Below are 20,959 nucleotides of genomic sequence, written 5' to 3'. Positions count from 1 at the left end.
TAAGCACATGGCTTATTTTAAGGTGTGAAAGCCAGAATAGATTCGGGTAGCGGTGGTAAACCAACACGCAGCACCAAATAGATAAGCGAGCATGGAGAAGTGGCTTGGTAGCAGGCAAAATGCAATGAAACAGGCGATGGTCTCCGTGCCTTCTGTCAAACCACTCATATAATAGAGCGACTTGTGTTTATACACCGGGTTTTCGATGCCACGTTTGCCCGCCATAACAGCAAATGCAAGAAAACTGCTGCCAGTACCGATAAATGAAAAAATCAGAAAGGCGCCAGCCACGGCATTTTGTTCTGGATTTGCCAATACAAAACCAAATGGAATCAGTGAGTAGAATAAAAAGTCTAAGCTGATATCAAGAAACCCGCCGGAATCGGTGATTCCCTGTATTCTGGCCAGAGCGCCATCCAAGCCATCGCATATTCGGTTTAATACAATAAATAGCAGTGCCCATAAGTACTGTTCAGTCACCAATGCTGGCAGTGCAAAACAGCCCACGATAAAACCAAATACAGTGGTTTGATTGGCGGTTATGCCGCATTTATTTAATAGGCGAGCGCCGAGAGTTAAAGGTGCGCGAATGACTTTGATACTTAAACGATCAAGCATGGCTTGTCTCCCATGGCCAGGTTAATACAGCGCTGCCTGCGGGTACATCTTGCTTATCGTGTGTCACCATCAAAGCAGGGATGTTGGCTTGTTTCAGTTGTTCAAACACCCAATCCCTAAACTGTATACGCAGATCTTTGTCCAATTTGCTAAAGGGTTCATCAAGCAGGGCAACTTTAGGTTTGGCTAACAGCATTCGTATCAATGAGATTCTCGCTCGTTGGCCGCCAGAGATTTGGTCTGGGAAAGAGTTGGCTAAATTGGCTAATGAAATATGAGTGAGTGCCTGTATCGCCTGCTCTTTTCGGTGGCGGCCTTTTATTGAATTGGGCAGGGCAAAAGCGAGGTTTTCCCATACAGATAGGTGAGGGAAAAGCAAATCATCTTGAAATAATATCCCCACTTCTCGTTGATGAGCTGGGAGTGAATTTAAGGTTACTCCCTCTAAAGTTAACGTGCCTGAATAGTCAAACTCATTGGACAAATGACCGGCTATTACATCGAGTAAGGTTGATTTTCCACAGCCGCTTGGTCCCATTAAGGTCAGAATTTCTCCCTTGCCTATTTGCATATTAAGCGAAGAAAAGAGTAACTCACCTTGGGATTTACGGATGGTGAGGTTTTCGAGACAGAGACTCATTCGGTAATAAACCTTTTAGTGTGATTCGGCGATACTTTATTTGTAATCGACTGATAAATATTGATAAAGAAAAGAATAGTAGCGGCAAAATAGCTTGCCAAATGGCATAGATAGCCGTCACTCTGCGGTCGAATCCACTCGACAATGCAACCGCTTCAGTAGTCACAGTACTGATGCGACCTGCACCTAGCATCAAGGTGGGCAAATATTGCGCAAGACTCACGCTAATACCAACAGCCCAAGCAAAAACAATAGTAGGTAGTAGTATCGGTATTTTTATTCTCATCCAAGTTTGTAGCGGTGTTTTACCCAGACTTAATGCGACCTTGGTGAGCCCGTTGTCAAAGCTCCTCCAAGGGCCGTCAAGCGATAGATAGACAAAAGGAAAAGCAAAAAAAACATGAGCCCAAATGACCCAAAAGAAATAAGCATCACTTTTCAAATAAAGCGCTACAACTTGTAGCCCGAATAAAACTGACAATTGTGGTATTAGCATCGGGATTGCAATGATATAACCTGGGATCTGCCACTGGTATTTGCATCGATATTCATGAGCAATGAGGGCAAAAATCAGTGCAGTTGAGGAGGCGATAATCGCAATGACCACACTTTGGTTTACCGTGCTTAAGATACTGTGCCACTCTAATTGCCAGAATCGGTCGCTGTAATGGCTTGGCAGTAAATCAGGGAAACGCCAACGTTGAGCAAAGCTCCAAATGACCATCAGTGGCACCATCAAAAGGGTCAGAGAAATAATACCAATGAACAATGTTTTACCGGGTAACATTACCCCATAACGGCCTGAATATTGCCAATGTCTCCACAATTTGGTGACCGTCCACTCAACTCCACGAGCAAAGACAATCAATGCTGAAGCAATGGCAAATAGCACCATCGCTCCGGCGGCAGCGCGTGGTAATAGTGTTAGGTCGGGGTCACTAAACCATTGCCACACTAATACGGCAAATGTGGGGGGATTGGTGGGGCCAAGAATTAAAGCAACGTCGACTACTGACAGACTATAAGCGATTACTGCGAGCATCGGAAAACGGAGTTTTACCAGCCATTGGGGGAAAATACATTTCCACCACATTTGCGCTTGGCTATAGCCTAAAGATGCACTCACTTTTTCAATGTGATCGATCTTGAGTTGGGAAAGAATCGAAATGCTCATTAGCAGTAGAAAAGGGACTTCCTTTAGCGCAAGCATCACTATCAAGCCCACTGCATATGGATCTTTTATAAACAGTGCAAGGTCATCTACATTGTACGAGTTTGGCTCAAAGCCGAACAGACCGTGTAAGGTACGAACCCCCATACCCGTCGGTGCAAACAGGAATGCAAAACCAATCGCGAAAGCGACATGCGGCGTTGCAAGTAGTGGCGAAAGAGAGAGTTCTACTTTACGCCAGAATTTACTTCCCCAGCTCGCCTGTAAAATGGCAAAACTGATTAAGCAGGCGATATAGCTGCTAGCAATTGCTGAGTATACGGTGAGCCCAATAGAGCGCCATACCCCTTGCCACTCAAAGACCATGGCAAATCCACCGAGTGATAAGTGATGCAGGCCAATCGGTGGTATATAACCGAACGAAGAGGCCACGACCCCCAGCAAACCGGGGACCGTGGGGATAATACAAACTAAAATAATGATCAGATAGAGGGCTTTTAACATCTACTTCAGCTTCCGTAGCGTTTAAGCCACTCTTTTTCTAGCGCTGATTGCCAACTAGGATGTGGCTCTCCCACGGACTTGAACTGTTTGGTGTTTTTCGCAGTGCCGGTTAAATACTGGCTACTTAATACCGACGGGTCGCCCCATACCTTGAGATCTCCTTTACGAGATTGTGCTTCAGGGCTTAGCAGAAAGTTAATCGCCACTTGTGCGCCTGCATTAGCGGTCGCATTCCAAGGTATGGCTAAGAAGTGAATGTTTGAAAGTGCACCATACTCCATCGCATAGACTTTGGTTGTATCCGCTAATGTGCCATTGGCTTGAGCTGAGAAAACCGCATTTGGATTGAAAGTAATCGCAAGGTCAAGTTGGCCGTCATCCAGTAATTGAACGGTTTCAGAAGTACCAGCTGGAAATTGCTGACCGCCACGCCACGCGACTTTATGGAATTGATCAAGATAATTCCACAGTGGTTGAGTGATAACGTCAAAGTCACTTTGTGTAACTGGTTTGGCTAATGCCGCGTCATTATCTGTCAGTTCAATAAGCAGCGATTTTAAAAAACTAGTACCGTGAAATTCTGGTGGACGAGGGTAGCTTAAGCGATTGGGGAACGCTTGGGCGTAACTGAGCATTTCGGCAAAAGAATGCGGAGGATTATTAAGCGTGGCGGAGTCATGAATAAACACCAGTTGTCCTACACCCCAAGGAGCTTCTAGCCCTTCTGTTGGCTCAGCAAAATCGTTGTCTATGGGTAGTGTTTTATCAACATATTTCCAGTTAGGGAGATCTTGTACGAAAGGGCCAAATAATAGGTTGTTATCCTTCATGGATTTGAAGTTTTCACCGTTAATCCAAACCATGTCGACACTGCCATCGTTATCTTTCTTTGCTGCTTTTTCGGCAATCAGTCGTGTTGTCGTTTCGGCGATATCAGTCACTTTGACGTGCTTGAGAGTTACTCCATATTGTTGTTGAAGTTCTTTATCAGCCCATTGTAAATAACGATTGATTTCTTGACTGCCACCCCAAGCATGAAAATAAACGGTCTGTCCCTTTGCTTGCTGTTCAATTTGTTTCCACTCTTCGGCATGCGCCTTGACGCTAAAAGCTAATACGGTAATTCCTATTGTGCTAAGTAGCTTGTTCATAAAGTCATCCATCTATCGTTATCAATAAGTTAAGGTGCTAAGCATAGTAAAAGCATAGCCTTTAACTCATGGCCATTATCGAGTTTTTTTGATAATAGTTTCAATTAATTACTATTATTGTGACATCAAATATTTGTTCTTTTCTTACAGACCGGATTATGACGAGAAAACTTCCCTGTTGATATTGTTTTACGCAACAGAGTCGTATTGAATGAGTGAATATTAATCGAGAAGAGGCGGTGATTGGCTGGATAAAAAACTGGGTGCTCTATTGACGCTTAAGACATGCTTTCAATAGAACACCCAGTTGATATGATTTAGTGATATTGCTTTTTAGTTTGGTGGTATTAGCTTATTTTTGCTGCAACCTTGTTACCCAATACACCACCCATCACGAGGAAAATAAAGAAGATCCAGCCAGATAGCGAAAGGTTGGCAATCGGTGTATATAAAGCACCAACGTTACAACCGTTAGCAAAGCGAGTACCTAGACCCATGAGCAAACCACCCATAGCGAATAAGCTAAGTTGCTTAGCGCTGTAGTTGAATGAAAACTTAAGTTGTCCCATAAGTAGCACACAAATTAGGGTACCCACAACGATACCAAAGTTTTGTACTGAGATCGGGTGCTCAAAGAATGGCAGAGCAAACATACTTACTGGGCGATCAGCAAATGCAGCAACTTGCTCAATCGGCACCCCAATAAATGTCAATGCTTGACCAATCCAAATACCAAATGGCGTAGATGCCCCCCAACCAGATTGAGTGACAGCAAGCATTAAGGTGAACAGGACAATGATCATAGTTGCACTAGCTTTCATTGACCAAGGTGTCACGAACATTGCTTCATAGGTCGCTTTGCTGAATAGCTTAAATGGAGTATGCGTTGGTTGTTCCAGTTTTACATGCTCTTGGTCTATTTCTGTATCAATACCGCGATATGTACCTGAAGCGCGACGCTTATCCTCATATTTTTTCGATAAGTAAACAACAATACCAGCGAAAATAGCCGTTAGGACAATCGAACCCAGATAACCATCTAAACCATCAAAAGCGAATAAATCAGGTAAAAATACTCCAGATGTATAGCTGCTACTAGTAAATAAAGAGTCAGTGATCCAAGCTTGAGAGCTTTGCAAAGGGAAGCCTAAGTAGACGCCTAAGCCAAAGAAAATCAAAGTAATAAATGCACGAGGCAAGTCAGTGATTAGATCTGTCATAACCCCTGAAGCGCAGCAAGAAGAGAAGGTCATGCCGAAACCGAAAGAGATGCCACCTAGAATTAAACCAAAGTTAATTGGGTTTATCCATAAGTCATACCCTTTTGGATCACTGGTGAATAGGAACCCTGCGTTTACAATCGCAGTAATAACGAATAAAAACATTAAGATTTGCATGAGTTTCGTCGAACCACCTCGGTAAGCTCGATTAACACTACCTGCAAAACCCATAAAACCTCGAGTTAATGCATAGCCTAAGCCCATGCCGACTAATAAGCGGAAAAAGAGGGTTTCTGTTTTTAGAAAAATGCCGCCGAGTACAACTGCTGTAATCGCGACAATGACACCGAAAATATTTTGTTGCTTATTCATAATAAAAATCTATTTTAAAAGAGTCGATCAGTCACCTGACCGACATATATTAGGGGTAAATTCAGTTAGAAGTCTTAGTCGAAGTTATAATCGGTAACAATTGGCGTACGCTTTGTTGTTACATCATTAAAGTATTCGAAGAAACTTAGGCCCATGAAACCACCGGAGATATTGAATACGTTGTTAAAGCCCATTTGCTGTAGAGCCAATACTGCGTTATAGCTGCGTTGGCCGCTACGGCAATGAACGTATATTGGTTGGTTTTGGGGTAGCTCGTTGGTACGGTCACGAATCTCGCTCAATGGAAGATTCAGTGCGCCTTTGATGTGGCTCTGGGCATATTCATCCGCTTCACGGACGTCGACAATGAGTGCACCTTGTTCAACCAATGGACGTACATCACGAGCATGAATCTGTTTGAAATCACCACGCATTAAGTTGGTTGCTACATAACCGGCAAAGTTAACCACATCTTTTGCGGTACCGAACGGTGGCGCGTAACATAGTTCAAGATCTTTCAAGTCATATATGGTGCCGCCAAACTTAATGACGGTAGCAATCACATCGATACGCTTATCGATATTGCCTAAACCAATTGATTGGGCTCCCAAAATACGTCCAGTTGGAACTTCAAAAATCAATTTAAAGTGTGCGCCATGTGACTCTGGCATTAATCCAACTTTATCATTTGGAATTAGCTTAACCGTATCGTACTTGATGTTGAGGTTATTCGCTTTAATGAACGCTTCATTCATGCCTGTTGCTGCTGCATTATAACCAAATACTTTTACTACTGAAGAGCCGATGAAACCACGGTTATCAATGCTCATACCATTGATATGGTCAGCCACACTACGCGCTTGTTTTTGTGCTGGACCCGCTAAAGGAAGTAGGAAATTATCATTAAATAAATAGCCATAGACTTCAATTGCATCACCAACCGCATAAATGTTGGTATCCGCTGTGCGGTAGTTTTGGTCTACTTTGATGCCACCAGTTTTTCCCAATTCAAGCCCAGCATCTTTTGCTAAGTGCGTTTCAGGTGTCACACCAATGGCCATTACGACCACGTCAGATTCAACCACACGCCCCGACTCAAGTACGATGCTGTTTGCATTAAATTCAATGACTTTGTCACCGACAATTAGGTCAACACCGTTTTCAATAATCTCTTTATGTAAGATTTGTACCATGCCATAGTCAAATGGTTTCATTATTTGTGGCATCGCTTCAATGAGCGTTACTTTGTAGCCTGCTTCTTGAAGGTTTTCAACGGCTTCAACACCAATAAAACCGCCACCGATGACGCTTATATTTTTGGGATTGGTGCCTTTAATATGTCGGTTTAAGCGATCAATGTCGACAACGTTGCGGATTGAGAATACTTGAGCTTTTTCAATGCCAGGTATTGCTGGAACGATAGGTTTTGCGCCTGGAGATAGTATCAGCTTATCGTAAGACTCTTGGTATGTCTCACCTGTTAGTACGTGCTTGACGGTAACGGTTTTCTCTTGACGGTTAATTGCCACGACTTCCTGGCTAATTCGCGCGTCGATACGATACTGAGATGCAAATTTTTCAGGACTCATCAACACTAAATCTTCTGCTTTTTCTACCGTACCGCTGAGGTGATAAGGGAGGCAACAGTTTGAAAATGACACGTGTGGACCTTTTTCAAACATGACGATTTGATCGTCTTCACTATGACGACGAAGTCGAGCCGCAGCCGATGCACCACCAGCAACACCACCAACAATTAGAATTTTTTTACTCATAATAGTTACCTTAATATGTTAATAACTTAAAATTTTTTTTACTTAAAAAACGTGAGATTGCAATCAGGTTCAATGCTCCAACCACAAACATCAGTAAATTTGATGCATCAAAGATCACTCCAAAATTAGCGACGCTTAAACATCCTGAGATGCTGATTAAGGTCAAATAAACGGCGATGCGAGCATTTAAATGCAGATCTAAACTCGTGTTCACATAATGGAATGAGCCTAAAATGGTGGTAAACCCTGAGATAACGAAGAAAGCTAATACAACAGCAGCACCTAGTGCCCCTGTGACATGATAAGCAGTAAGAATAAAACCTTTGATTCTAGTAAAGCCATCAGCCACTAGCTGCACATCGGCAAAATGATGTGTGCCGTACGAAAAGACGTAGCTGGTAATAACAACAGCAATAAAGATGCTGATTACCGTGGCTAGGGTTTGCACAGCTGCTTCACGCCGTGGTGAGTTTAGGCGCTCAGAACTAGAAAGTGCCGCTGTACCTAATGAGGTTTCACTAATTTGTATAATTCGTTGGAAACCAAATATTAGCCCGGCAGGTAAACCGATACCGATAGAACGAAATTGAGTAAAATCATTATAGATAATCTGTAAATAGCTAATAAAAAAATCCGATGTCTTAGCTACAAAGAAGATAAAAAATACAACATATGCGATGATCAGACTAAAAATCATCGATGACAGCGCATTAACGAAGATCTGATGACTTTTTGTGAAAATAACTATACTGACCGCGATCAGTATAGGTATTACAATCCCAAGTAACGCTGTCGTCGCGGTGAACTGATAATCAAAATATTGAATAGAGAAAAGGCGTACAACGGTTTGTACCCCAGAAAATTGAAAGCCAACAAAACCGAAAGCGTAAAGTGCCACTAAACCTAGAGCGTATATTTTAGCTGCTGAGTGGTTAAGGTATTTGTTAATAAATTGGCGTGGGGTTAGTTTTGCTACCTGAGTAAACAGTACTTCTGAATAAGTGATCGGTACCATAACTAACATGCCGATAGCAATCCACAGGACGATACCTTCACCACCAATACCATTTTGTGAGCCTAGCCACATAGCAGCTAATACACCAATAATTGCACCAGTTCCTGTTTTGGAAGCCAGTGAAATTGAGAGTGCGCTATTGATTTTGCTAAACTTCCATTCGCTGTTGTCTGCATTTGAGATGCGATTGCGAACTTGAAGCATGCGGAAGTTTATGTGGAGACCAAGTAAGATCAAGAATGGAAGAAATATCCCCCATAAAGCATCACTGATGTGATTTACCCAAAATGAAATCATAGAAACTATGGTTCTCTATACCGATTTCAATTCCGTCTGACTAAAAAACCACTTCTTTTGGTTAGTGTGAGTTGCATAAGCTAATAGGCGGATAAATATAATGAAATGCTAAATTAGTGTAAAGTTAAACTCGTGCTGTTATTGATAGAGATCAATACTACGATTTAAATGCATTTCGTTATGGTGTCAGCTATTGAGGTAAGAAAGCACGGTTTAGCATTTTTTATCTCGCACTATGCGTTAAACCTTTAGAGATGAAGTTTGTATCGACAATTTTGCGCGAATAAATTCACTATGGTCAACATACAGTAGCTCAGCGGTTTTGCGGATTACTGCATCTTCTAATGGATCAATTTCACCGTCAGCATGAGCAACTTCCCACATGGCTTTTATTAACTCATAGCGAGTTTCTTGGGTGAGTTCACGTAGCTGCGAAGTGAAATCATAAAGGGAAGCGGATTGTTTAACGTTTTCTTTAGCTTGTTTGAGTAGAGCGGTTGTTTGTTCATCGTCTAAGTTCAATAGTCGCTTAGTAAGTTGGAAAGTCGCTTCACTTTCTTTTTGATCGATTTGGTGATCAGCGCCAGCGACTTCTTTAAGTAAGCAAGCTATAGCAAGGTTAGGATTCGTTGCGGCTCTTTTTCCTAAATCTTGTCCATCTAGAAGTTGTTTAAAAAGCGATGTTATGGCATTGAACATAGTAAAGCCCTTGATTAAATCTTTTCTTTACAACATTAAATAGTGGCGTTGAAACAATAATGCAAGGTTAAAGTAGTAATACAAGTAAGAAGCCTAAACGTTTTTGCTTTGAAATATTGTTTGGTCAATACCTGTCATTGGGATCTGGTGGGACACTTGGGTCTTCAAGTATTTCGATAACTTCTGAACTAGAATACTCATGGCCCATGAGAAAAAGCGCTAACATGGCGTCGGCTTTTGACTTGTTATCCGCTTTTTCAGCGAGGATTTGCTCAAAACGTTGACGAATCATTGTAATTTCATGCTCAACAAAACCTCGAGCCTCATTTTCTCCTTCTCCCTCTTCGGGGGCGTTATCGAACTCTAAAAATAACAAGTTGTCATCCAACTGAGTATCGATTAACCGTTCGGGCAGCCACACTTCGCCCATCACCAATTCTGGGTCTACGTTTTCAGGTAGAGAGTCTAAAATTTTTCTTAGTTCAGATGCTTTCACAATTCAGTCATTTAAGAGATCATAGCCGCTATTGTAACGGCCATCTTAATATAAACATAAGGGATCCTGAGTTGATTGCTTAATATTTAAGTCATTAATGCAGGATTTCGTGAGAAAAGTAGTGATGAGAATTTATTTTACCCCAAAAAAATGGTCGGTTTTACTGGCTATGCTGATGTCATTTCATGTTAAAGCAGAAGCAGAACAAGAATGGGGTATTGCTGCAATGTACCGCTCGGCATCTATTCCGTTTCATACCATTACAGGTGACTCGTCTGTAAGTACGTTTGTTCCTATGATGTATTTTAAAAACGACTATGTGTATATCGATGGCTTGGAAGGTGGAGCGTATTTATACAGTAATGACCAATCACCTTACAAAATAAGTGCGTTAACTCGATTACGCTTTGTTGATGTACCACAGTCGGCACAAAATGCGCTAGAAGGTGATTCTGCGGACTTTGGCTTCCAACTCCGTTATCAATTTGATGAGACATGGCATGTAGATGTTGAGTTAATGAGTGATGATCAGTTTCGTTTTCATTCAAACTTACGAGCTACCGCTGAATTTGATTTCGGTGATTGGGAGCTAACACCGAGTGCAAATCTTCGATATAAAGCTGCAGATTTCAATAGTTCTTACTATTCATTTAGTCAGTTAGGCGGTGAAAATATTGGTGCTGGCATTGACCTTAAAGTGGGAGTAGATGTTCGTTACCATGTCGTTTCAAATTTATATCTATTAGGGTCAACCAGCGTAACTAGGTTAGATGATAATGCCTACAATAGTTCAGCGGTTGATGACAGATACCAAGGTGAGCTCTTTGTAGGATTTGGATTTTTCAATGATAAATCGAAAGCACCAAAAAGTGATCTAACAAATCACCGCTATTTACGCGTCGCTCATGGGTGGGGAACACCATCAAATATTGGTGAAATTTTTAATTTTCAAACAGAAAAAGATCCGTACAATAACCAGATGACGTCGTTTTTTTACGGTCATCCACTTACCGATGAACTGTTTGGTTTACCAATAGATATTTATTTTACTCCAGGTGTCGCTCATCACTGGTCATCACAAGTTCAATCATCAAGTTCTGAATTTATTGCAGCGATCAAGGCTTACTATACATTCAACTGGCCAACTCAGTGGCGATTTGGTTTTGCAGAAGGTATGTCTTATATCGACAACATCACCTACATTGAGCAGTCAGAGATGGAAGAGAAAGGGTATACGCCGAGTCATTTGCTCAACTATCTCGATTTTTCTTTTGATGTGAATATGGGGGATTTATTTGACAGCAGTGACTTCAAGCACGTCTGGTTTGGTTATTCTTTACATCACCGTTCTGCGATTTTTGAGAAAGCTTCTCAATTTGGGCGCATAAAAGGTGGCAGTAACTACAACACCATTTATGTACAGGTTGATTTCTAATAACAAAAGACGGCCACCAATTGGAGGCCATCTTTTTTAAACCAAACTTGTCTTACCAAATCAGGATTATAGCAATGCATAGCGCTCTATAAAATCATTACAGAGTAATCGCTTCCAGTTGCGATGTAGCACTTTTAATGCCATTCGCTGCATTCTCTTCGCCCATGTTCATGCCCTCTGCGAAGACAAATTCAACATCTGTAATACCGATAAAGCCAAGGATAGTCTTCAAGTATGGGGTCACATTATCTGTGGGTGAATCTTTATGGATACCACCACGAGAGGTGATTACAATTGCTTTTTTACCTTGGATTAAGCCTTGAACGCCTGATTCAGTGTATCGGAATGTGACACCCGCGCGAGCAATCAAATCGAACCAGTTTTTTAGTTGTGTTGGAATCGTGAAGTTATACATAGGTGCAGCAATCACTAACGTATCCGTAGCTTTAAGTTCATCAATCAGTTGGTTAGATATGGATACGATTTTTTGCTGTTCATCAGACCGTTCTTCTGTTGAACGTAGTGCCGTTGCTACAGCGAAATCCAATACAGGGAGAGGATTTGCTGCTAAATCACGAAGTGTAACTTGTTGTGGCTCAAATTTCGTTAAATAGGCGTCAAGCAGTTTGCTTGACTGAGAGTGATCACCAAGAATGCTAGATTTAAGAGCAAGAACGCGAGACATAATGTATTTCCTATAGGGTATCAATAACTGGATGAATACATCGTAGTCGATTTGAATTGTTAGATAAGTTGTCTGAATTGGTCAAGTCATTCTAAAAAATTGAACAAGGATAATATCATCGCACTGGCAAGGATTATGGTACAATCCGTGCAGTTTTGTGTAATGAAAAGAATAGGAAACGCTTTGACCTCGTCACAGCCAAATCAAGAAAAACAGACCGCCGTCAAAACCAATAGTGCGGCGTCACTACGCAATGCATTAAGCGAATGCATGATGCGAGATAGGTTTCGTTTTAGCAAACGTATTACTGGTGCAAGTAAAATCAAAAATGAAAAAGCCAGAAACGCCGTCTTTGATGAAATCGCTTTAGATATCGCTCAATCAATGATGGTTGCTCAGCAACGCGTTCAACATCGTGTGAAAATTGACTATCCAGATTTGCTGCCAGTGAGTCAAAAGCGTGATGATATCGCGCAGGCGATCGCTGAAAACCAGGTAGTCATTGTTGCTGGTGAAACTGGGTCGGGGAAAACGACGCAGTTACCTAAGATATGCGCTGAACTTGGGCGTGGTAAATATGGTTTGATTGGTCATACACAGCCACGCCGTCTTGCGGCTCGTTCTGTTGCGAATCGTATTGCTGAAGAGATGGAAACCGAGTTAGGCGATTTTGTCGGCTATAAAGTTCGTTTTAACGATCAAATCTCCGACAACACTCAGATCAAGTTGATGACAGACGGTATCTTACTGGCTGAAATTCAACACGACCGCTTTTTGAATCAATATGACACCATCATTATCGATGAAGCGCATGAACGTAGCCTCAATATCGATTTTATTTTGGGTTATCTCAAAGAGTTGCTGCCACGTCGACCAGACCTAAAAGTGGTGATCACTTCTGCGACGATTGATCCTCAACGTTTTTCAAACCACTTTAGTGGCGCGCCGATTATCGAAGTCTCTGGGCGCACTTACCCTGTTGATACGCGCTACCGACCTCTATTTGGTGAGGATGATGCCGATCGCGATCAACTCGAAGGTATTTTTGAAGCGGTAGATGAACTTTGCGCAGAAGGTCTTGGCGATATACTTATCTTCATGAATGGTGAGCGTGAAATTCGTGATACCGCTGAAGCCTTGGGTAAGCGTAACTTACGTGATACCGAGATCGTGCCGCTTTACGCTCGTTTGTCAGCTGGCGAGCAAAATAAAATTTTCCAACCTCATGCAGGTCGACGCATTGTACTCGCCACGAACGTAGCAGAAACGTCCTTGACCGTACCGGGTATCAAGTATGTGATTGACCCAGGTACTGCACGTATTAGCCGATACAGTTATCGCACCAAAGTACAACGTTTACCTATCGAGCCGATTTCACAAGCGAGTGCAAATCAGCGTAAGGGGCGTTGTGGACGTGTCGAAGAAGGTATTTGTATTCGTTTGTATTCGGAAGAGGATTTCCTGTCTCGTCCAGAATTTACCGATCCAGAAATTCTTCGCACTAACTTAGCGTCTGTTATTTTGCAAATGACAGCACTAGGACTTGGGGATATTGAAGCGTTTCCCTTTGTTGAAGCACCAGATAAGCGAAATATTTTAGATGGTGTGCGACTACTGGAAGAATTAGGGGCCATTGTTCCTGATTCAAAGAAAAAAGATCAAGATGCTAAAAAACGCTTAACCGATATGGGGCGAAAATTGGCGCGTTTACCTATCGACCCGCGTTTGGCTCGTATGGTTCTGGAGTCGACGCGTTTTGGTTGTGTAAAAGAGCTAATGGTGATTGCCTCTGCACTGTCGATTCAAGATCCGCGGGAAAGACCATCCGATAAGCAGCAATCTTCTGATGATAAACATCGCCGCTTCTTTCATGAAGAGTCCGATTTTCTCACCTTGGTCAACTTGTGGGATTACATTCAAAAACAGCAGAAAGCGCTCACTGGGAATCAATTCCGCAAACAGTGTAAACAAGACTACCTAAACTATTTACGTGTACGTGAATGGCAAGATGTCTATTTCCAAATCCATCAGTCAATGCGCGAAATGGATTACAAACTCAACGCTGAACCGGCTAATTACCAATGTGTTCATAGTGCGATTTTGGTAGGTTTGCTGTCCCATATCGGTATTAAAGATCAAGAAAAACACGAATATCAAGGTGCACGTAACGCACGTTTTAATATCTTTCCTGCATCGGGTTTGTTTAAAAAACAACCCAAGTGGATCATGGTGGCTGAGCTAGTTGAAACCTCCAAGCTATGGGGGCGTATCGCCGCTAAAATCCAGCCTGAATGGATTGAGCCCCTAGCCAAGCACTTGATTAAACGTACTTACAGCGAACCGCATTGGTCGAAAAAGCAAGCTGCTGTCATGGCTTACGAAAAAGTGATGCTCTACGGTGTACCGATTGTTCCGAAGCGTTTAGTCAATTACAGCTCGATAGATGAACCTCTATGCCGTGAAATATTTATTCGCAGTGCGTTGGTCGAAGGTGATTGGGAAACAAAACACGCATTCTTCAAGCAAAATCGCAAGTTGCTGCTTGAAGTAGAAGAGCTAGAACACAAGTCACGTCGCCGCGATATTTTGGTCGATGACGAAGAACTGTTTGAGTTTTACGATCAACGTGTTGGAACTGATGTCGTCTCTGGTCGTCATTTTGATGCATGGTGGAAAAAGGCGAGTAAAGAGACTCCGGAGTTGCTCAACTTTGAAAAAGAGATGCTATTCAAAGGTGATGCCAGCCATGTTACAGATTTAGATTATCCAAACTTTTGGCATCAGAATGGGATAAAGCTAAAAATAAGTTACCAGTTTGAACCTGGTATTGATAGTGACGGTGTCACTATTCACTTGCCATTACCAATATTAAACCAGATTGAACCGGCAGGGTTTGATTGGCAGATCCCGGGTTTACGCCATGAGCTGGTGGTGAGTTTGATCAAATCACTACCAAAAACGGTTCGTAAAAACTTTGTGCCAGCGCCTAATTATGCCGATGCCTTTTTAGCCCGTGTAACCCCTATGGAATTGCCGTTGTTGGATGCAATGGAAAAAGAGCTACGCCGCATGACTGGTGTTGAAGTCAAGCGTGAAGATTGGAATTTAGACCAAGTGCCTGATCATTTGAAGGTCACTTTCCGAGCTGTCGATCATCGAAACCGTAAGCTCAAAGAACATAAAGACTTACACGAATTGAAAGAAAGTTTGAAAGAAAAAGTTCAAGAGACACTTTCTCAAGTTGCCGATGATGATATTGAACAGCAAGGTTTGCATACTTGGAGCTTCGGTGAGTTGCCAAAAGTGTATCAACAAAAACGAGGTGGGTTTGAAGTCAAAGCCTACCCAGCCTTAGTTGATGCAAAAGATAGTGTGGGAATTAAGCTCTTTGAAACGGAACAAGAGCAAATCAGTGCAATGAAAGCAGGACAAAGACGTTTGATTTTGCTTAATGTCCCATCACCGATTAAATATTTACACGCGAATTTGCCCAATAAATCTAAACTGGGCCTATATTTTAATCCTTATGGCAAAGTTTTAGATTTGATTGATGACTGCATTGCATGTGGTATTGATAAATTATTAGAAGAGCGGGGCGGTTTAGTCTGGCAACCCGAGGAATTTGAAGCGCTAAAAGAGTATGTGCGTGCGGAATTGGGCGATACTGTAGTGAGTATTGCTCAACAAGTTGAAACGATTCTGACAACGGCCTTCAACATTAACAAAAAGTTAAAAGGCAAAATCGATTTTACAATGGCGTTTGCTTTGTCTGACATAAAAGCACAAATCGAAGGGCTTCTTTTCAAAGGATTTGCCACTGAATGTGGTTGGAAACGTTTACCTGATATTTTGCGATATTTACGTGCTGTAGAGCGACGGATGGAAAAATTGCCAGTTGATCCGAATAAAGATCGTCTGCACATGCTGAAAATTGAGTCAGTGCTCAATGATTACAAAGAACTACTCAACAAGATCCCACGTGGCATAGCAGTACCAGAAAACGTTAAAGAGATCCGTTGGATGATAGAAGAATTACGCGTCAGTTTGTTTGCTCAACAACTCGGAACACCTTATCCAGTTTCTGATAAGCGAATTAAGAACGCGATTGATGCCTGTTAGGTATAAAATTTGCATCAGATAAATGTATCCACTGTAATTTGACGCTATGTGGCAATGGAGTGCCGGTTTGACTCCGTTGCCAAACAATATAAAAAGGTTAATTATGAAAAAGACTTTACTAGCTCTTGCTCTGATTGGGGCATCTTCAACGGCTTTTGCTGATTCTTGGATCTACGGTGGCGCTTCTGTTGGCCAATCGGATTTAGACAGCGAAACTTCAACCTCATATAACATTCATGTAGGGACTGGTATTTTACCTTTCATTGGTATTGAAGGCGGCTACACTGATCACGGTAAATTTGAATATACGGGCGGTGACCTGAAAGCATCTTCAGTTTATTTTGCTGTTAAACCAAGCATAAACTTTGGTCCTCTGCAAATTTACGCAAAAGGTGGTATTCACTCTTGGGATCTTACTGACAGTCGTGCGGCTTTCTCTGATGATGATGGCTTTGATTTTATGTACGGTGTGGGTGCGGACTACGCAGCATTTGGCCCAATCTCTCTTGGTGCTAACTACATCAACTATGTAATGGATAAAAGAGACGTAGGCACTTTGTCTTTCACAGTATCGTTCAATTTCCTTTAAGTGTCGTTAACCTAAGCTATTAGGTGATAGTCAAAACGCCAGTACTCAACGACTGGCGTTTTTGCTTTTCTAAACTAAGCGAATAAGCGAGCTTTGGGGAAATGGTGGCAGCTTTTTCTATATCTGGCGCTTTATCAATAATCTCAAGGGATTTAATGAACTCTTAAACTTATTTAGTCAAGGTTTTCAAAAAAATCGCTCTCTAAGTTTTCACCTTTATCATTTACCAGCGGAACGATAATATCTTCTTGCCCACTACGTAAAAAAATTAGTGATTGGTATGACTCATAGGTCATATTAACTTCGACAGCATTATCTACTGAGGCATCGGTAATTGAGAATGAAACTTCCATTTGTAGCGTATTTACAGTAGTCCTACTTTAGTCGTATTTTTTGTGCGCATAGTTATGAAAGTGCTAGAAGTGGCTCTGATTGGTTTGTATTTGATCAAATTTGCCTAATCAAATTGAACCTTACTATTTGTTAACAGAACTTAATGACTATTTGCGGGTCTCAGACCATGCAGTGGCCTTGTTGCGCCCTGCGTCTTTTGACTCATATAAAGCTTTATCCGCTCTTGCTATGACATCATCAATACTTTTATCGCTGTCATTGACTTCAGCAACACCCAAGCTGATGGTGATTCTCTGAGGTGACGAAAATTGATGTGACTCGACTTGTTTGCGAAGCAATTCGGCGACCTTAAGTGCGCTGCTTTCGGGAGTGCTAGGGAGTAACACAATAAACTCTTCTCCACCCCAACGAGCAAACGTGTCGGAATGCCTGACTTTTGAAGCGATAAGTTCGCTGAGCTCTTTTAGATACGCATCACCGATGTTATGGCCCAGACTATCGTTGATTCGCTTAAAATGGTCAATATCGAACAGAACCACACTAAAGGTTCCACTAGACTCCCTATATTTGACGAACTCAAACGTTAAGTTCTCGGTAAACTTGTTGCGATTAAACAGCTTAGTCAAAAAATCAGTGTTGGAAAGATACATCAACTTTTTCTTGTACACGTGCTCTGAGTATATATTCCACGCATAAATCATGGATACAAGTATAACCAAAAGTGCGTACATCAGAAATGTGTTACGCAGCCCCCCTACCGCAGTATCTTCAGAGCTGGTAATCAAGTAAGCCACATGTTGATTTTTGAAGTTCTGGAATGAGATAAAACTCATTGCATAATCTCTGTTAGACACCGTTATCACCTGAGAGAAGGTCTTTTCAAGTTCAATCAGTGGGCTCAACTCTGCGCCAAGGCTCTCAACATTTTTGAGTAAATCCCTATACTTAATATTGGCAAGATTCTGTTCAAATACCGCTTTGTCATAGTAGTAATCTTCAGATAGTAAGGTCGGAATATAGTTGCCTTTCATGTCCTCGAATAGCTTGGCATCCACTGTAGATTTATTGATCACAAAGTAAAAGTCGTCATGTGGATAAAGTTCGAACAGAAGCTCAAGGATGCTTCCCATAGACAAAGAAGCTTCAACACTTCCCAAAGGCTGCTGTTCAAAAGTAAGCGGGTAGACAAATCGATAACCGTTGAACACTTTACCTTCTTCAAAACCTTCAATGATTTGCTGTTGTGTATTGGCAAGCCTCACTGATTCACGAACAGAAAATAAGTTATCACCATACTTTTCAGGTTTGTGTACTCTTAAGAAACTATCACCATTGGCAAAGTGAAAGTGCAATTGACGAAAGTTATGGCCCTTCAACAGATCGTAATTTGGTTTCAGAAGTTGATATATTTTTTGTCGACTCGCATCCCTGACTGGGCCTGGGGATTCTACCGCCTGTTTAAAAAGCGTCATCACCTGTGTATCCTGCGATATTTGCTGGTATACGTAATGAGAAAATTTCTTAAAAACACCCAAACTCGCTTCGACTTTTGATTGCATAATGGCCGAGTAGTTGTTTAATATGCGAGTCTTTTGCTCATGATATTCGCGATTTAGCACCGTGAAAGAAATGATATTCAAAAGCATCAACAATGTGATGTGAATTGACAATTTAGATCCAATGACGCTTTTCAAATTACTTGTCGATATCAAAACATTACCTGTTTTTATAAGGTGATGGTATCAATAATGTTAGTTGAAAAACGATATTATAACTATAAAAATATCAATTAAAAATATCGGAAGCAACACCTACCTTTCTAGCTAAAAAAGTCACTTGTTATCGTGAAAATAGAACTTCGGCTCCTCGTTGTATTGTTACTTACTACAGCCAGCTAAGACCCCATCAATACTATGGTGGAGGGGTTATCAATAAGTGGCTTTAAAATGGTATTGATTAATTTTACTTTAAAGGGCTACTGATGGTTTGCACTTTGTCAAAGCACGAGTCATGTAGGGTAGCCCTCAGTGTGAAGCGACGCAATATTACCTGTGTTGGAGCCTCTATAGCTATATCACAAATAACGGCTTCGAAGGTGGTTTTGGAAATGTAGAGGGTTTAGAGTTTCCCTTGTTGCCTGAGTGACTAGCTCATCGGTAGTTAGCAAGCTTCCTTTACTCCAAATGTTATCTGATAACCAAGTGAAGATTGGGGTTAAGTCACCACTTTGAATCGCGCTATCCACATCGACGGTCTGTCTTATTGCTGCCATAAATTGAGCGGCATACATAGCGCCTAATGTATAGCTGGGGAAGTACCCAAAGCTCCCATCAGTCCAGTGAATGTCCTGCATACAGCCGTTTTTATAATTATCTTTAGTCGATAGCCCTAGATACGCCTGCATTTTTTGATCCCATAGATCAGGAATATCAGTATGTTGAATTTTACCATTCATCAAATCACGTTCAATTTCATAGCGTAGAATGACATGAGCAGGGTAGGTAAGTTCATCAGCATCAACGCGAATAAAGTCTTTCTCTACACGAGTGTAAATTTTTTGGAAATTATTAAGTTCAAATACATTTGCTTCATTATCAGCGATATGTTTGGCTGAAAGTTTTGCAAGGTGTTCAATAAATGCGTTGCTACGACCAATTTGCATTTCAAAAAACAAAGATTGAGATTCATGTATCCCCATTGAGCGAGCTTCGCCTGCCGGAATCCCAGCAAGGTTTTTAGGCAATCCTTGTTCATAACGAGCGTGGCCAGTTTCATGGACGATACCCATCAAAGATTGTATAAATTCGGCTTCATTATAACGAGTGGTGATACGAACATCGCTCGGAACACCACCGCAGAAAGGGTGAACACTTTCATCGAGTCGGCCATGTTCAAAGTCAAATTGCAGTAGTTTCATTACTTCCAAACCGAGTGCTTTTTGTTTCTCAGCAGGGTAATGTCCGCTAGGCAAAATGATATGCTCAGACTTTTGCTTATCAATAACTTGATCAATGAGATCAGGTAACCAAGTCTTCACATTAGAGAAAACACGGTCAAGAGATTCGGTATTAATGCCAGGCTCATATATGTCGAGCATAGCATCGTAAGGTGTAAACCCAGTTGCATCCGCGCGAATTTGTGCTTCTTCTTGAGATAGCTTAACCACCTCCGCCCAATTTTTTTCGAAACCGACCCAATCGTTGTTACCACGTTGAGTACGCCATGCATGCTCACATTTAGAACCAGCCAAAGACTTGGCTTGAACTAATGCTTCTGGAAGTACATTTGCTTGTAACCATTGACGTTTTAGCTCGCGTAATATCGATTTTTGTTCATTATTCAATGCTTCTGTTTCTGCCTGAGCAAACCAATCAGACAACTGGGGTTGAGTTAACAAGCTATGAATATGTACCGATAGCTGTGCCATTGCTTCTGAACGAGCTTGCGCACCTCCTGAAGGCATAACTGCTGCCTGGTCCCAGCCACAAATGGCAGCTAAATGGCTAAAGTGAGATATTTTTTTAGAATGTTGTACTAACTTATCGAATGTATACATGATATTTGCCTTCCGTGACTTAAAAATAAGAGATGAGTGTAGCAATCAATATCACTTCAACCAAGCGTTCAACTTTGTGCTTTCATCGCAATTTTCTACCCCACAAAGCAAAAAGTTGCTTATGCTAGGCAGGTTATTGCTCGATATGTTTTATTTGTCAGTATAACTCATTGAAATTAAACAATCTTAAGGTTGGCATCGACCTTGCTCTATAGGTGATGAATTTGCGCAAAATACATTCATCATTTAAGTAAAGTAAGGAA

Annotated in this window: 16 protein-coding genes; 3 read left to right on the top strand and 13 right to left on the bottom strand. The window is 41.5% G+C overall.

Annotated features, from left to right (window positions below; genetic code table 11):
- Positions 1-12: 12 nt before the first annotated feature.
- The 9 genes from HGG78_RS10605 to HGG78_RS10565 all read right to left on the bottom strand — a co-directional run bounded on the left by HGG78_RS10605 (position 13) and on the right by HGG78_RS10565 (position 9,958).
- A complete protein-coding gene (locus tag HGG78_RS10605; RefSeq protein ID WP_172532869.1) occupies positions 13-618 on the bottom strand; it encodes a CDP-alcohol phosphatidyltransferase family protein in 606 nt (201 codons plus the stop codon).
- Positions 611-1,258, bottom strand: a complete 648-nt coding sequence (locus HGG78_RS10600; protein ID WP_168522091.1) for an ATP-binding cassette domain-containing protein — start codon at positions 1,256-1,258, stop codon at positions 611-613. Before HGG78_RS10600 ends, HGG78_RS10605 begins: the two co-directional genes overlap by 8 nt.
- The gene (locus HGG78_RS10595; RefSeq protein WP_172532868.1) at positions 1,224-2,933 is read right to left on the bottom strand and encodes an ABC transporter permease; all 1,710 of its coding nucleotides are present in this window, start codon (positions 2,931-2,933) and stop codon (positions 1,224-1,226) included. Before HGG78_RS10595 ends, HGG78_RS10600 begins: the two co-directional genes overlap by 35 nt.
- Positions 2,934-2,938: 5 nt before the next feature.
- Entirely contained in the window at positions 2,939-4,084 is a 1,146-nt protein-coding gene (locus HGG78_RS10590) for an ABC transporter substrate-binding protein (protein WP_172532867.1), read from the bottom strand.
- 347 nt (positions 4,085-4,431) lie between these two features.
- Positions 4,432-5,676, bottom strand: coding sequence for a YeeE/YedE family protein (locus HGG78_RS10585; protein WP_172532866.1), 1,245 nt, complete (start codon positions 5,674-5,676; stop codon positions 4,432-4,434).
- 74 nt (positions 5,677-5,750) lie between these two features.
- Positions 5,751-7,451, bottom strand: a complete 1,701-nt coding sequence (locus tag HGG78_RS10580) for an FAD-dependent oxidoreductase (RefSeq protein WP_172532865.1) — start codon at positions 7,449-7,451, stop codon at positions 5,751-5,753.
- Positions 7,452-7,461: 10 nt separating this feature from the next.
- Positions 7,462-8,670 (bottom strand): alanine:cation symporter family protein, encoded by a 1,209-nt coding sequence (locus tag HGG78_RS10575; protein WP_254068199.1) that lies wholly within the window; start codon positions 8,668-8,670, stop codon positions 7,462-7,464.
- Between the two features lie 333 nt (positions 8,671-9,003).
- Complete coding sequence (locus HGG78_RS10570) at positions 9,004-9,462, bottom strand: tellurite resistance TerB family protein (RefSeq protein ID WP_053312268.1); 459 nt, start codon at positions 9,460-9,462, stop codon at positions 9,004-9,006.
- Positions 9,463-9,586: 124 nt separating this feature from the next.
- The gene (locus HGG78_RS10565) at positions 9,587-9,958 is read right to left on the bottom strand and encodes a VC1380 family protein (protein WP_053312267.1); all 372 of its coding nucleotides are present in this window, start codon (positions 9,956-9,958) and stop codon (positions 9,587-9,589) included.
- 124 nt (positions 9,959-10,082) lie between these two features.
- On the opposite strand from HGG78_RS10565, the gene HGG78_RS10560 reads away from it, so the two are divergent.
- Positions 10,083-11,393 carry a MipA/OmpV family protein gene (locus tag HGG78_RS10560; protein WP_053312266.1) on the top strand — a complete coding sequence of 437 codons (1,311 nt, stop codon included), beginning with the start codon at positions 10,083-10,085 and terminating at the stop codon, positions 11,391-11,393.
- Between the two features lie 97 nt (positions 11,394-11,490).
- Here the strand turns inward: HGG78_RS10560 and HGG78_RS10555 are convergent, their stop codons facing one another.
- Entirely contained in the window at positions 11,491-12,078 is a 588-nt protein-coding gene (locus tag HGG78_RS10555) for an FMN-dependent NADH-azoreductase (RefSeq protein ID WP_172532863.1), read from the bottom strand.
- A gap of 183 nt (positions 12,079-12,261) precedes the next feature.
- Between HGG78_RS10555 and hrpA the strand changes: the two genes are divergently transcribed.
- Together hrpA and HGG78_RS10545 are read left to right on the top strand one after the other, a co-directional pair.
- Positions 12,262-16,197, top strand: a complete 3,936-nt coding sequence (hrpA, locus tag HGG78_RS10550; protein ID WP_172532862.1) for an ATP-dependent RNA helicase HrpA — start codon at positions 12,262-12,264, stop codon at positions 16,195-16,197.
- A gap of 103 nt (positions 16,198-16,300) precedes the next feature.
- Positions 16,301-16,786 carry an outer membrane beta-barrel protein gene (locus HGG78_RS10545; protein ID WP_053312264.1) on the top strand — a complete coding sequence of 162 codons (486 nt, stop codon included), beginning with the start codon at positions 16,301-16,303 and terminating at the stop codon, positions 16,784-16,786.
- Between the two features lie 173 nt (positions 16,787-16,959).
- On the opposite strand, the gene HGG78_RS10540 is transcribed toward HGG78_RS10545, so the two are convergent.
- The 3 genes from HGG78_RS10540 to HGG78_RS10530 all read right to left on the bottom strand — a co-directional run bounded on the left by HGG78_RS10540 (position 16,960) and on the right by HGG78_RS10530 (position 20,696).
- Positions 16,960-17,139 (bottom strand): hypothetical protein, encoded by a 180-nt coding sequence (locus tag HGG78_RS10540; protein ID WP_053312263.1) that lies wholly within the window; start codon positions 17,137-17,139, stop codon positions 16,960-16,962.
- A gap of 147 nt (positions 17,140-17,286) precedes the next feature.
- Complete coding sequence (locus tag HGG78_RS10535; protein ID WP_172532861.1) at positions 17,287-18,786, bottom strand: diguanylate cyclase; 1,500 nt, start codon at positions 18,784-18,786, stop codon at positions 17,287-17,289.
- A gap of 428 nt (positions 18,787-19,214) precedes the next feature.
- Positions 19,215-20,696 (bottom strand): carboxypeptidase M32, encoded by a 1,482-nt coding sequence (locus tag HGG78_RS10530; protein WP_172532860.1) that lies wholly within the window; start codon positions 20,694-20,696, stop codon positions 19,215-19,217.
- Positions 20,697-20,959: the final 263 nt, after the last annotated feature.

The organism is Vibrio aestuarianus (assembly GCF_012395185.1).
Classification (GTDB): domain Bacteria; phylum Pseudomonadota; class Gammaproteobacteria; order Enterobacterales; family Vibrionaceae; genus Vibrio; species Vibrio aestuarianus.
The sequence above is the reverse complement of the archived record's forward strand: the minus strand, read 5'-3'. Positions and strand labels throughout refer to the sequence as shown.

Excerpts from the sequence above, each read along its gene's own strand:
- HGG78_RS10605 (WP_172532869.1), bottom strand. The coding sequence starts at position 618 with ATGCTTGATCGTTTAAGTATCAAAGTCATTCGCGCACCTTTAACTCTC.
- HGG78_RS10600 (WP_168522091.1), bottom strand. The coding sequence starts at position 1,258 with ATGAGTCTCTGTCTCGAAAACCTCACCATCCGTAAATCCCAAGGTGAG.
- HGG78_RS10595 (WP_172532868.1), bottom strand. The coding sequence starts at position 2,933 with ATGTTAAAAGCCCTCTATCTGATCATTATTTTAGTTTGTATTATCCCC.
- HGG78_RS10590 (WP_172532867.1), bottom strand. The coding sequence starts at position 4,084 with ATGAACAAGCTACTTAGCACAATAGGAATTACCGTATTAGCTTTTAGC.
- HGG78_RS10585 (WP_172532866.1), bottom strand. The coding sequence starts at position 5,676 with ATGAATAAGCAACAAAATATTTTCGGTGTCATTGTCGCGATTACAGCA.
- HGG78_RS10580 (WP_172532865.1), bottom strand. The coding sequence starts at position 7,451 with ATGAGTAAAAAAATTCTAATTGTTGGTGGTGTTGCTGGTGGTGCATCG.
- HGG78_RS10575 (WP_254068199.1), bottom strand. The coding sequence starts at position 8,670 with ATGCTTCAAGTTCGCAATCGCATCTCAAATGCAGACAACAGCGAATGG.
- HGG78_RS10570 (WP_053312268.1), bottom strand. The coding sequence starts at position 9,462 with ATGTTCAATGCCATAACATCGCTTTTTAAACAACTTCTAGATGGACAA.
- HGG78_RS10560 (WP_053312266.1), top strand. The coding sequence starts at position 10,083 with ATGAGAATTTATTTTACCCCAAAAAAATGGTCGGTTTTACTGGCTATG.
- HGG78_RS10555 (WP_172532863.1), bottom strand. The coding sequence starts at position 12,078 with ATGTCTCGCGTTCTTGCTCTTAAATCTAGCATTCTTGGTGATCACTCT.
- HGG78_RS10545 (WP_053312264.1), top strand. The coding sequence starts at position 16,301 with ATGAAAAAGACTTTACTAGCTCTTGCTCTGATTGGGGCATCTTCAACG.
- HGG78_RS10540 (WP_053312263.1), bottom strand. The coding sequence starts at position 17,139 with ATGGAAGTTTCATTCTCAATTACCGATGCCTCAGTAGATAATGCTGTC.
- HGG78_RS10535 (WP_172532861.1), bottom strand. The coding sequence starts at position 18,786 with ATGCTTTTGAATATCATTTCTTTCACGGTGCTAAATCGCGAATATCAT.
- HGG78_RS10530 (WP_172532860.1), bottom strand. The coding sequence starts at position 20,696 with ATGTATACATTCGATAAGTTAGTACAACATTCTAAAAAAATATCTCAC.